The sequence below is a fragment of the Mycobacterium sp. NGS63 genome (assembly GCF_059812295.1).
Window position 1 is genome coordinate 1 of the sequence record NZ_JCALCJ010000011.1, and the last position, 13,609, is coordinate 13,609.

8 protein-coding genes and 1 pseudogene are annotated in these 13,609 nt (G+C 56.8%); 8 read left to right on the plus strand and 1 reads right to left on the minus strand.

Translation table 11 applies throughout. The features are described 5' to 3' along the window. A pseudogene (locus AC5Y4Z_RS23530) lies at positions 1 to 1,801 on the minus strand (hypothetical protein); the annotation flags it as partial. 524 nt (positions 1,802 to 2,325) lie between these two features. On the opposite strand from AC5Y4Z_RS23530, the gene AC5Y4Z_RS23535 reads away from it, so the two are divergent. From AC5Y4Z_RS23535 to AC5Y4Z_RS23570, 8 genes are all read left to right on the plus strand, one after another. Further along, positions 2,326 to 4,836, plus strand: a complete 2,511-nt coding sequence (locus AC5Y4Z_RS23535) for a hypothetical protein (RefSeq protein WP_499967324.1) — start codon at positions 2,326 to 2,328, stop codon at positions 4,834 to 4,836. An 88-nt stretch (positions 4,837 to 4,924) separates the two neighbouring features. Continuing rightward, the gene (locus tag AC5Y4Z_RS23540) at positions 4,925 to 6,088 is read left to right on the plus strand and encodes a DegT/DnrJ/EryC1/StrS family aminotransferase (protein WP_499967325.1); all 1,164 of its coding nucleotides are present in this window, start codon (positions 4,925 to 4,927) and stop codon (positions 6,086 to 6,088) included. Beyond that, on the plus strand, positions 6,081 to 7,145 hold the full coding sequence (locus AC5Y4Z_RS23545) for a Gfo/Idh/MocA family protein (RefSeq protein WP_499967326.1): 1,065 nt from the start codon (positions 6,081 to 6,083) through the stop codon (positions 7,143 to 7,145). The genes AC5Y4Z_RS23540 and AC5Y4Z_RS23545 overlap by 8 nt, the downstream gene beginning before the upstream one ends. After that, complete coding sequence (locus AC5Y4Z_RS23550; protein WP_499967327.1) at positions 7,142 to 8,308, plus strand: ATP-grasp domain-containing protein; 1,167 nt, start codon at positions 7,142 to 7,144, stop codon at positions 8,306 to 8,308. The genes AC5Y4Z_RS23545 and AC5Y4Z_RS23550 overlap by 4 nt, the downstream gene beginning before the upstream one ends. 2 nt (positions 8,309 to 8,310) lie before the next feature. After that, entirely contained in the window at positions 8,311 to 8,535 is a 225-nt protein-coding gene (locus tag AC5Y4Z_RS23555; RefSeq protein ID WP_499967328.1) for a hypothetical protein, read from the plus strand. Between the two features lie 52 nt (positions 8,536 to 8,587). Next, positions 8,588 to 9,376: an FkbM family methyltransferase gene (locus tag AC5Y4Z_RS23560; protein ID WP_499967329.1), complete on the plus strand. Its 789-nt coding sequence runs from the start codon at positions 8,588 to 8,590 to the stop codon at positions 9,374 to 9,376. Positions 9,377 to 9,608: 232 nt separating this feature from the next. After that, on the plus strand, positions 9,609 to 11,849 hold the full coding sequence (locus tag AC5Y4Z_RS23565) for a hypothetical protein (RefSeq protein WP_499967330.1): 2,241 nt from the start codon (positions 9,609 to 9,611) through the stop codon (positions 11,847 to 11,849). Positions 11,850 to 13,170: 1,321 nt separating this feature from the next. Then, positions 13,171 to 13,452 carry an ACT domain-containing protein gene (locus AC5Y4Z_RS23570; protein WP_499967331.1) on the plus strand — a complete coding sequence of 94 codons (282 nt, stop codon included), beginning with the start codon at positions 13,171 to 13,173 and terminating at the stop codon, positions 13,450 to 13,452. Positions 13,453 to 13,609 lie beyond the last annotated feature (157 nt).

The window sequence follows — 13,609 nt, forward strand, 5'->3', positions numbered from 1 at the left end:
CGGGCTTGTCGGCGGATCGACGACGGGCGAACTCGAGAAACCGATAGCGTTTCCGCAGCCAGGCGCGGTCGGAGGCGGACAAGCCGCTATCGAGCACCAGGAAGCGCCCGAGCCAAAGTGGCAGATCGAGGCAGCAGTTCAGGAACGAGTTCAGGGTCTGCTCGGTGGTCTGGCGGTCCGAACCCGCGATCAGGCTGACGGTAACCGCGGCTCCATCACCGGGACCAGCGGCTAGGGACTGCACCAGGTTTTCGGGGTAGGGTGCGGCCGCCTCGAGCATGGCCGGCACCGAAACATCGCGGTTGGCCGCGATCCGTTGCCGGTCCGGGTCGGGGAGATCGGGGCGGGCCAGCAGGCGCCGGCACAGGGTGAACGCCTCGGCGTGCTGACCGATCCAGGATGCGCACACCGCCTGCTCATCGGTTGCGCGCCACGCGTAGACGTCCGCATATCGGGGGACAAAGAGGTCTTCCTCGGGAAACGGGATTTCGGCGGCGCGCTGGGCAAACAAATGACCGAGCCAGTAGCGCTGCTCAACGCGATACCGAACGGCGATGGCATGCAACGCCTCGGCGCGGGTCGGCCGGAACTCCCACGCCCCGAGGTAGGCCTGCTGGACATCCGGCCACGGCTCACCAAGGTTCGCCATCGACTCCGCGAGCCGATACATCGCGTAGTAGATCTCCTCCTCGCAGCCATCCATCTCGACCCGTCGTGCGTACCACGTGCGCGCGTTGACGAAATCGCCCAATTGGACGTAGGTCTCGGCGAGGAAAAGGACAGGCCGCGAATCTTTGGGGTTGCGTTTGACCTTGGCCAGCAACAGATTTCGTTCGTGCTCGAACTTTTGCCTGATCAGGTTGCGGTGACGGTCGTGGAGATCCGCGCGGTGTTCTGGACTTTCGTGGCGTACCTCGATGCCAGTGTCGTCCCGCGCGGTGGTCTGATGGGCGACACCCTCGATGCTTTCCGACAGCGCACGCTGCAAGATGGTGGCCTGGTCGTGGGCGGAGAATGCCTGATAGCCCCGCTCGGCGAGCTTGCGTCGCGCGCGCTCGTCGTCGAGGAGCTCCACACAGCGATCGACCAGTTCGTCGTAGTCCGCGAACGCGACTCCCGACTCCAGGTCGCGCTCCAATGCCGGATCGGCACCACGCTCGGAGACCACCGCCCGCCTGTTAGCGAGCAGATACGAAACACGTGCAATTTCAAAGATTTTCGCTTCCCAATAGTGCAGGTTGAGGACGATTTTCGAGCGTGCGATCCAGGTATCGCGGCTCGCGCCAAGAACGCCCGATAGCCACTTGACCCGAAGACCGCGGTCGTGCAGCTGCCGCAGAACGGCGTATCGACGCTCACTGAGCAAGCCGTAGAACAGTACGTCGATGTCCTCGGGGGCTGGGGCAATCCGGGTCAGCTCGGGCACGTATCCGATCGGAACGTAGGTGGGCCGGGGCAATCCCAGGCCAGCGAGCCGCTCGATGTTGGCTTGACTGTAGTCCCACGTCGGGTAGCGCTTCAAAAGGTCGACATATCCACGCATTGTCATCCATGGCAAGTCGTCACCCACTTGCTCGAGGTTGTAGAAAATGGGCCTTTTCGGTGGCTGCAAGCCGTAGTGGACGAGGTGGTTTCCGCCGAGCACGATGGTGCAGCGCTCGTCGAGGTCCAGACGGTTGGTAAGCACCGAATCATGGCCAAGTGCTAGAAGACCATAGTGTAACGCCTCCGCGATCTCGCGAAATCCTCCGCCGATGGTCGGATTGCTAGGAGGTTTCACTACTGCGACGGCGAACCGCATGGCTGCAAAGTACCGGAAGGATAGCTGGACTTGACACCTTTAATGGCGAAAGCTGCTGAAAGCTCTGGCGTGTCCGAAGACTCCGGACTCACCGCAGAGGTACAACCCCACCTCCAGCTCTGATTGCGCGTCCTCGTACCCGGGATCAAACGGGCCGCGAGTAGGCGGCGAACCCCGCCACCATGCTCAGGTCGTGTGATCCGCCGCTCGTCACGGCTGCCTGAGGTCGTACCACAAAAACTGTCCCAATCCCAGGACCGATTGTGGCATCGTTGCGCAGATGGGTGCGCGTTGCGGACCGGGGGCTCTCGGCGATCCGCTCGGGGAGGCGATTGAGGAGGCGCTGAACTCCTCATCGGCTGGTCTGCGTGCGCCGGTACGCAACGTTGCGAGCGTCGTCGAGGCGCGGCCTCCCGACGGGCGGCTGCTCGGCCCGTGCGGCGGTGTGCCGCTGCCGCGAAGGGGATGCAGGCCTAACCGAAGGTTTCCCGCCAAAAGCCTTGCCTCGCTAGGAGACTGCCGGAATGGATGATCTGCCAAGCCGTGAACTGTTCAACGAAGAGCTATACCTGCGCACCTTTCCTGACATCGCGCAGGCCGTGCGCGATGGTCAATTCTCGTCAGGCTACGACCACTGGGCGCTGCACGGCCGGTTCGAGCTCGCCGCCGGCCAGCGCGTGGCCGGATCATCATTCCTGCGAGACGCGCTCGGCCAGGGTGTCGAGCGCTCTGATGCCTCTTTGATGAGGAAACCAATTTACTGCTTTTCGGGACGTGAAAGATCGATGCTTAAAAGAGACATTGAAGGCGTGCGCGCTGTGGTCGTCACAGGCAACATGGTTTACGCAAATTTAGATCATGATCTCAGCGACCCCAATCTCGTCCTAATTCAGGGCTCAAAGGAGACCCCGTTCGAGCCTTGTACCGTCTCGCTTCCAAGGCGTTTCGACTTTGACGTCACAGAAAACACCGATGTTGTCCTGGAAGCAAAGAATAGCGTCAAAGGCCCGAACCTATCCGTCAATACGTATCGGGATTGGAACGTCCCGGGTTTCAACACACTCGAGATCCAGCTCGAGAAGTCCGACCCGCCCTACCGAATGTCCTTTCGCAAGCAGATAATCGCGGAAGGCGCCTCGCGGCCTCTGAGCTTTAGGGCCAACATTGCAAATCATAGATCTCATGCAAACCTGATCGTAAAGTTCACAAACCTCGATACGCAAGAAACCGAGGTTCACACCTTGGAATTCGATCGGGAATTTTTCGGCGGGACCGCGTCGGACAACTATCAGAAGGTCGAAATCTCCGCACCCGACGGGATATCAAATGTTGCCGTTGATATATCGATCGACTACTTCGGATGCACGGAGACGGAAACGCGGTTCCCGCCATTTCTGTTTATATTCGATATGCATTTGCACGAACCCGGGCAGGAATTTTCCGACTGGATTTTAGCCGCCGACACTCTTGAAGGCCCGTGGAGACGAGCCAAGGCCGACGGCAATTTGGAAGGCGTCGACTCATATGCCTACTGGGACGAGAAGTCGTATTGGCCGGAAGAAGCGCGCCGAATGTTTATCCGCTCCGGGAACGAAACGACTGTACTTATGACCAAGCCGGTCGAAGTTGCATCCCATTTTTTCGATGAGGACTTCTACATAGAACAGAATCCCGATCTGGACCTGTCGCGCATAGACGCATTTTCGCACTACCTCCTGAGGGGCTGGAAGGAGTTCAGGAATCCAAACCCGGAATTCAGTGTGCGCGAATACCTTCTGCGCCACCCCGACGTAGAAGCGGCCGGCACGGAACCGCTTATTCACTACGCAAATATCGGACGGCGGCAATCTCGCTCGCTTGGAACCTTTAATGAAAAGATCAATGAAATTTGGAACCGCTCGGGGAAGGCGATGCCCGCTGGGGACGAATCGGTGATTTTCGAGCGCGCGCAAGACATGATGGTCCCGATGAGTATCATCAACTCGCGGAAGATCGCGGTCTTTGTTGTGCCGGAACATAATTCGATGAGCGGGGGAATCTATTCATTCTTTTCGATTGCCGATCACGCGCGAAGAATGCGCCGGCTGCATGGATATGATGTGCTGGTTATGACTCGACCGAATCCGCGTGGGCTGACGTATGTGCGTTGCAGCGCGTTCAGGAACAGCGAGACCGTTCTCAGACTGGAACAATTGCGCTTATTCGCCGAAGTCTCCGAACTCCAGATCCACATCCCCGAATATGCAACGGTGGATTTCGTCCGCCACCTCTCTCCCGACCTTGTCAGGTATCTGCTTCGCAGGGATTGCGTGCATATCAATATCATGAACCAAAATATTCGAATGATGCCGGAGTCGGAGGTGTTCAGGGATCTGCGACGTATTTCCAACACCATCGGGCAGTCCGTGTCTCATCGCGCCTTTTTCAGGCAGGATGTCGCAGATCGCTACAATTTACCGAGCCTTCTGCTGCCGGCATACACGGATCTTTCAGACTATCCGGCACTAGGTTTCGACGACAAAGAGGACATAATTATCTATTCAAACGACGATGCGCCCTATCGGCGCGCGGTCCTTAAGCGCCTCGAACAACTGGACGACTACAAACTCGTTCAGATCCAGGATATGACCTTCGACGCCTACATGGACTTGGCTACACGCTGCAAATTCTCTGTTTCTTTCGGAGAGGGTTTTGATGGTTATGTCGCTCAGCCCATGTATCAAGGCGGCATCGGCTTTGCACTTTATAATGATGAGTTTTTCCCCGATGCCTCATACAAGAAATTCGCAAACTTCTTCAAAACAGAAGAGGAAATGATCGAGAAAATCGTCCCGACGATCAGGCGGTTGGAAGCGGATCGGCAACGCTATGTGGCGCTGAACAAAGCGCTTCGCGCAAAATGGGATAAGCTTTATAGCTACGATGATTATGTGGCGCGCATCATCAAGCTTATGCGTAAGGAATACGAGCTTTTCCCGCAGGCCCGGTCCATTGTTCCCGGCGGCCCTCCTGGTTTTGAAGAGGCGCTACCGTGACTTTGTACGAGCAACCGCGACGATGCCGGTCCCTGTCACACGAGGTCATCGCTCAAACGCGGCCTCCAATTACGTGAACCTGGAGTTTATGATGAAACCGCTCTATGTTGCGCGACCCCTTTTGCCACCTCTGCAAGATCTCACCGAACTGCTTGGCGAGATCTGGTCATCGAGAATAGTCACGAATGAGGGTCCGCTCCACAATAGGCTCGAAGCCGAGCTTGCTCAGCGTCTGAATGTGCCGGTTGCCAAGCTGTTCTGCAATGGCACGGTTGCCCTGCAGTGCGCGCTGCTGAGTTTAAATCTGTCTCCGGGCGCCGAGGTAATTACCACACCTTTGACTTTTCCGGCGACCGCGCATGCAATTTCCGCTTGCGGCTACAGACCGGTGTTTGCCGATATTTGCGAGGAGACGCTGACCCTTGATCCGCTTGCGGTTGAGAGAGCAATCACCAGCAGGACAGAGGCTGTCATCGGCGTTCATGTCTATGGGACTTTTTGCGACGTTGAGGGTCTTGACAGGGTGTGCAAGGCGCACCGCCTAAAGCTGCTGTTTGACGCCGCCCATGCCTTCGCTGCAATGCAAGGCGGGACCTCCGCGGCCGCAATGGGGGACCTCAGCACTTTCTCGCTGCATGCAACGAAGTTGTTCAATACCTTCGAGGGCGGGCTGATCACGTCGACCGACGAAGATATGGCACAGCGCCTCCGACTGGTGCGTAATTTTGGCATTGTCAATGAAGAGCGCGTAACCGTCGTGGGTATCAACGGCAAGATGAATGAAGCGAACGCGGCGATCGGATTGTTGAATCTCAAGAGATTCGAAGAAGAGCGGGACATCCGCAGGGCATTGCGTGTCAAATATGACAGGATCATCGATCAGCTTCCCGGCCTGCGGAGCCAGATAAAACAGCCCGGCGTCAAACAATCCGAACAGTTTTATATGATCGTCGTTGATCCATACGCCTATGGAGCAACACGTGATGAGATATATGATGAATTGAAGGAACGGCAGATCTTCTCACGGAGATATTTCTGGCCGATCTGCACCGATTTCGATTGTTACAAAAACGCAACGATCCACACTGTGCACGGTGCACCCATAGCGGACAAGATCAAGGATCGGGTGCTGTGCCTGCCCTTCCACTCGGGCGTTGAGACAGAGCATATTGAGATCATTTCCGAAGTGCTGTCGAAAATACACTGCAAACGCCAAAAGCTGGCGGTTCTAAGGGCCGCTGATCGTGAATAGGGAACTTCGCTTCCTGCTGTCCGGCCCGGGGCTGATGGGCCGCAAGCATGCGGCCTTGCTGAAAGAGAATCTCGATACTCGGCTGGCGGCGATCGTGGCGCCCGCGCATCCTCGCAATATTGAGTTCGCTGCAGCCGAAGGTGTCAGACTCTTCTCCACCGTCGAAGAAGCGATTGAAGCCGAGCAGATCGACGCTGCGATCATCAGTTCTCCAAATGTCTTTCATTACGATCAGGCGATGCGCTGCGTGGAGAGCGGCATTCCCGCCTTGGTCGAAAAACCCATCACGGATTCGCTTTCCACCGCGGCTGCTCTCGCGTCAGCGGCCGAGGAGAAGAAGGTCTCTCTGCTTGTCGGCCATCACCGGACCTACAGCCCCCTGCTCGAGGTTGCTCGGGCGTTCATGAGCTCCGAAAAGTTCGGGAATGCTGTTTGCGTCCAGGGGGCGGCCCTCTTCTACAAGCCGGCGGACTACTTCGCCAGCGGGCCTTGGCGGACCCGCTTGGGCGGCGGGCCGATCCTCATCAACATGATCCACGAAGTAGGCATCCTGCGTTTTCTTGTCGGCGAAATCGACAGCGTCGCGGCCAAGTTCAGCAGAGCGACGCGTGAGTTTGAAGTGGAAGACAGCAGCGCCATCATTTTTTCCTTCGGGAATGGCGCCATCGGAACATTCCTGCTGTCCGATGTCAGCGCGAGCAGCAAGAGCTGGGAGATGACAGCCGGTGAGAACCCGGTCTACCCGCATTTCCCCGAGCAGAACTGCTATCACTTCGGCGGGACCATGGGATCGCTCGATTTTCCCTCGATGCGGTTCCGGACCTATTTTGGGACGCCCAATCGTTCCTGGTGGCAACCATTCGACGAGGGGCAGCTCTCGGTCAAGCGGCGTGATCCGCTGCCAACTCAGCTCAGGCATTTCGTCGATGTGGTGCGCGGCAACGCCGTCCCGCTTGTCACGGCGCGCGATGGCTATCTCAATATGGTGATCATCGAGGCCATCGTTAAAGCGGCGAACTCGAACAGAGAAGTTAGAATTTCCGAGCTGGCCGAATGACACGCGCCCTTCTCCTCGATACGAGTTTTGCGGCGAGGCCGATCCATGACTGGCTTCTGGAAGAAGGATTCGAGGTCTGGACCATCGGCAACCGTCCGCAGGATGTCCTGGCCCGACGCGACGCCAGGCACTATCTGCAAGACAACTATGCAGATGCTGTCGTCGTGCAATCTCATGTCGATCGACTGGACATAGACTGCGTCGTACCCGGATGCACCGACGTGTCGATCGAGACGGCCCTTCGCTTGCGGCTTAAGAAAACGGTACTTGACACGCCGGAGACCTATCAGAAGATCGGCGACAAGTCGGCGTTCCGCGCCATTTGCGCCGAGCTCGACCTTCCCTCACCCAGACGCGTGTTCATGGAAGACCTGCCCGTCCAGGGGAAGCTGATCGCCAAGCCTTCCGATGCCTTCAGCGGTCGCGGAATTTCGGTGTTCGACGGGGCGGACCGCGCCGCCGGCATGCGCGCGCTTACGACCGCGCGTGCCGAAAGCCGTAATGGTGAGGCGTTGCTTGAAACCTATATCGACGGCCAGCTGCACAGTTACAGCGCCTTCGTGGAAGACCGGAAGGTGGCCGAGGCGGCCATCGTTCGCGAAGACGGCTCGGTCACGCCCTTCGCGGTCGACATTTCGTACGTCGTCAGCGATTTCCCTGCCGATGGAATCGCGGCCGTCAAATCCGCGGTCGAGCGCCTTGCCCAGGCGCTGCATCTGGTTGACGGACTCTTGCATGTGCAGTTCATCTGGGACGGCCAGAAACCGTGGCTCATCGAACTGACTCGTCGTTGCCCCGGCGACCTCTACCCCTGGCTCGTCGAACTCAGCACTGGTCAAAGACACGCAGCGCGTTATGCCTCCTATTTTGTCGACAGAAAAGCGCCCTGCGGGGAACCCGCAGCGCGCCGTCACATCCTGCGCCATACGTTGACGGCGGGTCACGCAAACTACGAAGCGCTCTGGTTTCGCGAGGCGACGCCGGTGCTGGAATTCCACCCTCTTGCTACTTCGGGCCGAGAGGCGCCACCTCGTGGCCGCATCGATCGGGTGGGTTTGTTGTTTCTGGAGTACCAGACCGACTCGGCACTTAGGGAAGGCCATAGTCGCTTTCTTGGCCGCACCAGCTACCGGACGGCTTTCAACATGAGTAAGGAGCAATAGGCATGATGAAGCTTCGCGAACACAACACCAAGAAACCCGAGTTCGGCCTCAAGACAGCAAACGAAAATTATCCCGACATAACGGAGGACGATTTCCGGGAAATCGCAGTAGTGGTTTTGGAAACAACAGATGAGGTCGACCTGTCGTTTCTGTCGCCAAGGCAGGCCAAAGTGGCAAAGACGAACTCGGCGCGGTGTGGCGGACACTCATCCGTAAGGTACAGCTGATGGGTTGGACAGCTCCCTTATATGCTGCCATCCGCGGATCCGGAGGAGGAAAATGACAGATAAGTATCTTGATGAAATGACTGTAGAAGAGTTGCGCGAAGATGTAAAGCACAAGACGTTCGCCGTACAGTCACTCATTGGTCAACGGCAGAGATTGTTGAGGTTGATGGAGCTGCTCGCCAATGCAGACGGACTTGGCGCTGAGCAGATTCAAGATGTATTGAGCTCTGTACCGGAGAGCCGATCTCAGTTCAAGCAAGAAGCATTTGCATTCGCGATGGCAAAGGGGAAGCGGAACGGATACTTTGTCGAATTCGGAGCGTGCGACGGGCTACATTTGAGCAACACTCTTGTGTTGGAAAAGATGTTTGGCTGGCGCGGTATTCTTGCGGAGCCTGCTCGCGCGTGGCACGCCGGACTGAAGGCTAATAGGTCGGCAATTATCGATCAGCGCTGCGTATTCTCGGAAAGCGGCAAGACGATCGAGTTTAATGAGGCCGAGGAGACCGGCCAATCGTCTGTTTCCGAGGCGACAAAGTGGCCGGGAGAGAAGTATCCTGTCACAACCGTGTCTCTCATGGATTTATTGCACGAACATCGCGCACCAAGAGAAATTGACTTCCTCTCGATAGATACCGAGGGAACAGAATTTCAGATTCTCAATGCTTTCGATTTCGAAAAATATAAGTTCGGCTTTATCTCGGTGGAAGAGCATCGGCAAGACGATCCTGTGACAAAATTACTGGAAAGTGTTGGATATAAAGTGCTGTATTCTCGAGAGCCAAACCTTATAAACTGGTCGCAAGTGACCGGATTTGATCTATGGTACGTTCCGAATTAAAAGGCCTCCAGGCCTGGGACGCTCCGACCACTTGCGGCCCCGGAGATGCCTCTGGTGGCGGCATCTCCTCAGCCCGGCCTGGCCTCGCCCGAAACCCCACCGCCCCAGGGGACTTACGCTGGAGAACACGTATCCGCAGGCCCTTCCGTATGCTAGCGTGCTTACGATCGGCTAGAAACAGGATCTATAGGCATCTAGGGTGACAACTGTCTGATGTTGCCGGGGAATTAAAATGGATGATGTCGCAAAGCATATAATATTCCACGTCGGGACCGTCAAAACAGCTTCCACTTATATTCAAAGATTTCTACTCGACAATAAGAAGCAGTTGATGTCTCTTGACGTAGATTATATCTTGTTGTCGCCTCCGCGTCTCGATTTGCCAAGGTACGCCAACGCCGAGCTTATTGTTAGTAACGATTTTAATGTGCAGCATGTAAAAGATTTGATTACAGCTTCTCCATGCCGCCACATCATTTTTTCCGACGAGGGGCTGATGGGGCGCCCGGAGTCGATCAAAAGCGAAGCGTTTGCGGCTCATAGTCGGACCGTAATTATGTATGTTCGTCCGCCGGTCGATTTAGTGGCGGCTTGGGCAGCAGAAAACTCCCGTCCATATAATTTCAGATTCATTTCGATTCCAGAGCAAGCATCTTCGGAGGGGGAAGGCGTCCTTGCTATCACGGAAGCGAGTTTCTTCACCTCGATGGGCCCGTGCAGCGGCATAGGATATTGTTGCTTCACCTATGGCCAGTTAATCGATGGCTTCCTCAATGCGATCGAGGCTGACGAGAAGCTGGGGTTTGTGATCCGACCCTACGAGCGTGGCCAATTCACAAATGGAAATATTATCGTAGATTTTTTTCATGCCATTGGACTTGGAAATAAGCTTGACGACGGATTGCTTCAGATCATCGAAAACTATGGTGTAAGAATCGCTAATGAAAGCTGGAGCCGAAAATATTGCGACGTCAGCGCGAAGACCGCGCGCCTTGTCGAAAGATTTGCTCTAGAAGAGATATACGGCGAAGCTCTTGTTGATTTCGTGTTTGAACGTTGCGCTTCCGGTGACGATCGTAAAGTGATCGAGACATTGTCCGATGCGGAGATGGAAACCATTGTTGGAAGCCTTGAACCTTATTACCAGAGGCTTTATTTGAAGGGTTACGAGCACGATGTGGATCTCCAAGCCATGTTGCCCGATATTCATGGCAACGGCCGAAGGGCTTATCAATCGGTCGATGACGAGGAGATCAAGCCTGCCGTTATTGAATTTCTAGAGAACGGTGGCCGAACATTACCAGACGGGACGGAACTTCCCATGTACCGGACCGAACAACTTTACAAAGAATCTGTAGAGAGCGGTGGCCAGACACTACCTGCCGGGACCACACTCGGCATGACCCGGACCACACAACTTTACAAAGAATTTCTAGAGAGCGGTGGCCGGACACTACCAGACCCAGACGGGACGGAACTTGGCATTGACCGGACCGAACAATTTTCCAAAGAATTTGGCGTGTACCGGGCCAAACAACTTTACAAAGATTTCCTAAAGAGCCGTAGCCAGACACTACCAGCCGGGAAGGAACTTGGCATGGACCGGACCGAACAGCTTTACAACGATTATGGGATGCAAAATGTTAGCCGGGTGGAGCCATCGAAGGGGGACGACGCCAACTTTTCTTTGGGAATCGTCAGCGTTCGGTACGACGACCTGCCGTGGATTGCAAGAAAAATCGCCAAGCGGTTTAATGACTCCAGAATCTTCTGGGACAACCCGTTCACCGGAGAGGCCGTCCTTGCATATCTGAGAGAATTTTACGAACAGTATCTACCCAACGTTCCCGAGAGCTTGCGGGGGATACAAGGATCCACATCCGATGGCGGCCTCCTGGCGGAGTGGCTGTTGCTTAAACATTTGGAGCCGAATTATTATGTCGAGAGCGGCGTGTTTATTGGCGGCTCTCTTCGACTTGCGGATTTGGCTTTACCGAACGCGCAGAAGTGGGCTTACGATCTCTCTTTCAACCCTCTGCTCTATAAGCAAGAAAGTATCACATATATTCAAAACGACATAGGAGCGGAGCCGCCCTCTCTGCCTAGGGGAAAGTTGGCCTTTGCATTTTTTGATGATCACATCGATCCTGTGCAGCGGATTCTCTTGTGCGCCCAGCTCGGGATCGAGTGGGTTTCGTTCGATGACTGCCCTCCTTTCACACGGCTGTACTTCGAACGGTATCCTGCTGTTCCATCAATCTCGATGATCCTCGACGAAGACATGCCAGACGGGACTGTGGTCGAGTACAATTTATACGGTCGTCCCGACGAGCAAGTCCTCCGATACACGCACGACAAGGCGTATTGCGAGATAGCCAAAGACCTCATACTCGGCCATATTGATCTACACGACGCGATGCAAAAGATCGGCGTGGAATGCGGCAACAAAGTAGCGGTCAGGCTGAGAATCTAGAACCTTAAAATTCCTTGAACGAGGGCGATGCCGGCCCTAACTATTCACAGTTCTCATTGCTCCATGAGGCTAGGGTGGTTAGCATTACGCTCGAGTTCACGTCGCTGCCGCTGCAGCGCGCCATCACCGAAAACTGGAATTGCTAAGGGTACTTTCGAAGGTAAGCTCCTCGTGGAACAATTCACGGCGCGGCAGATCATCCATTCCGGCGAGTCGTCTAGTTAAGGACGCGGGCGCGCCGGTTGCGGCTGGTTGCTGCTTGATCGAGTATGTGCTTTGCAACCGGCGGCCCGATGGTAATGCGGGTTGACTGGCACCGGCGGCAACGACAGGGGTTGTGTCAACGGCGGCATCAACGGCAACGGAGGCTGCGAAGGCCGGGGCGGAGGTGCCGGCCGCAGCTTCGTGTCCCCGCCTTGCGTAGCAGCGTCGGCGTCTGCCCGCACACGAGACCTTGCTCGTGGCGGTTGAGCGAAGACCACTCGATGATCTCGAGTGTGATGTCGTGTTCGGCGGCGAGCGCGTGCATCTAGTCCGGGTTTGGGAAGTGCGCCCGCAGGCCCTCGTGGACATGGTCGTGTTGGGCTCGATCGCGCAGTAGTCGCCGTCAGGCAGGATGGCGATCAGCAGGCGGCCGGCGCGGAAGGCTACTGCAGCCGACCTCGCACACGAGTGGTAGCCGCGCAGGCCGAGGTTGGTGAGCGCCTTGGACTGGATCGCGCCGAGCAGGCCGTGCTTGGCGGGCGGCCCCGCCCAGACGTGATTAAGATCGGCTCCGGCTGGCAGCTCGAGGCCAAGCTTACGCGCCTCTACGGGTCCAGGCGCTCCCCCATCACCGCGGCGCGCAGCGCCGTCTGGACCTCGTTTTCGGCCTATCAACGGAGCGTGTAGATCGTCAGGGGGCGCGCGCCGAGGCTACTTGACCTGCTGAAACACATGACTGCATATACGTCAGCAATCGCCGCTTGAACCGAGTTCGTGTCCAAACTGCGTCCACGGGGGACGACGTTATGGCGTTGCGTTGCAACTCGTCTGTGGATACCGTCAACTATGCATTCCTAACCCGGCCGACCCCAAGGGGGGGCAAGATCAAGAGGTTTTTCCGCAAGCCTGGCACGGGCCACTCGCCACAGAACGAAACGGAGATCCAATTGCCCGACCAAGAGAAACTCGTCGACGACGTCGAGACCAAGATGCTACGCACCCGGCAGGAGCTAGCAGACATCATTCGAACCGCAGGGCATCTAACCCTGAAAGCAATCGCAGACCGGGCCGAGGGCGCAGGGACGGGCCAACTCGCGGACCTCGCATACGCCTTCGCATGCTTGGAAGGGGCACAGCGCGGGCTCCTGCCCGGCGCCCCGCCGCCGCTGAGGAACGCCCCGGAGGCAACACCATCAAGACAGCCAACCAGCTCACCAGAGCCAGGCGCGAAATTACCGACCTTCGGCAACACAATCCGCTGACGGCCGAGGACCGCGCTGACCTCGACCTCGACGCGCTCATTGCCGCGGCCGGGCGGGGGATTCCGACCTCGCGATCGGTGGCCTGGCTGATGCAGACACTCTCGCCGTCCAACTACCGCATCATCTGCTACGCCTAAGGCAAGCGGGTCAAAATCAAATGGGCTGGCGTCCTGGCGAAACAAGGTGGGAGCTTGGACGTGAAGGCGTGGGCCGCGTCCAGGGTTGCGCGCCGGCTCGACGTCCATACTGTGGCCCGCTGTTGTGCGAACCCCAACGTACAACTTGCACTCGCTG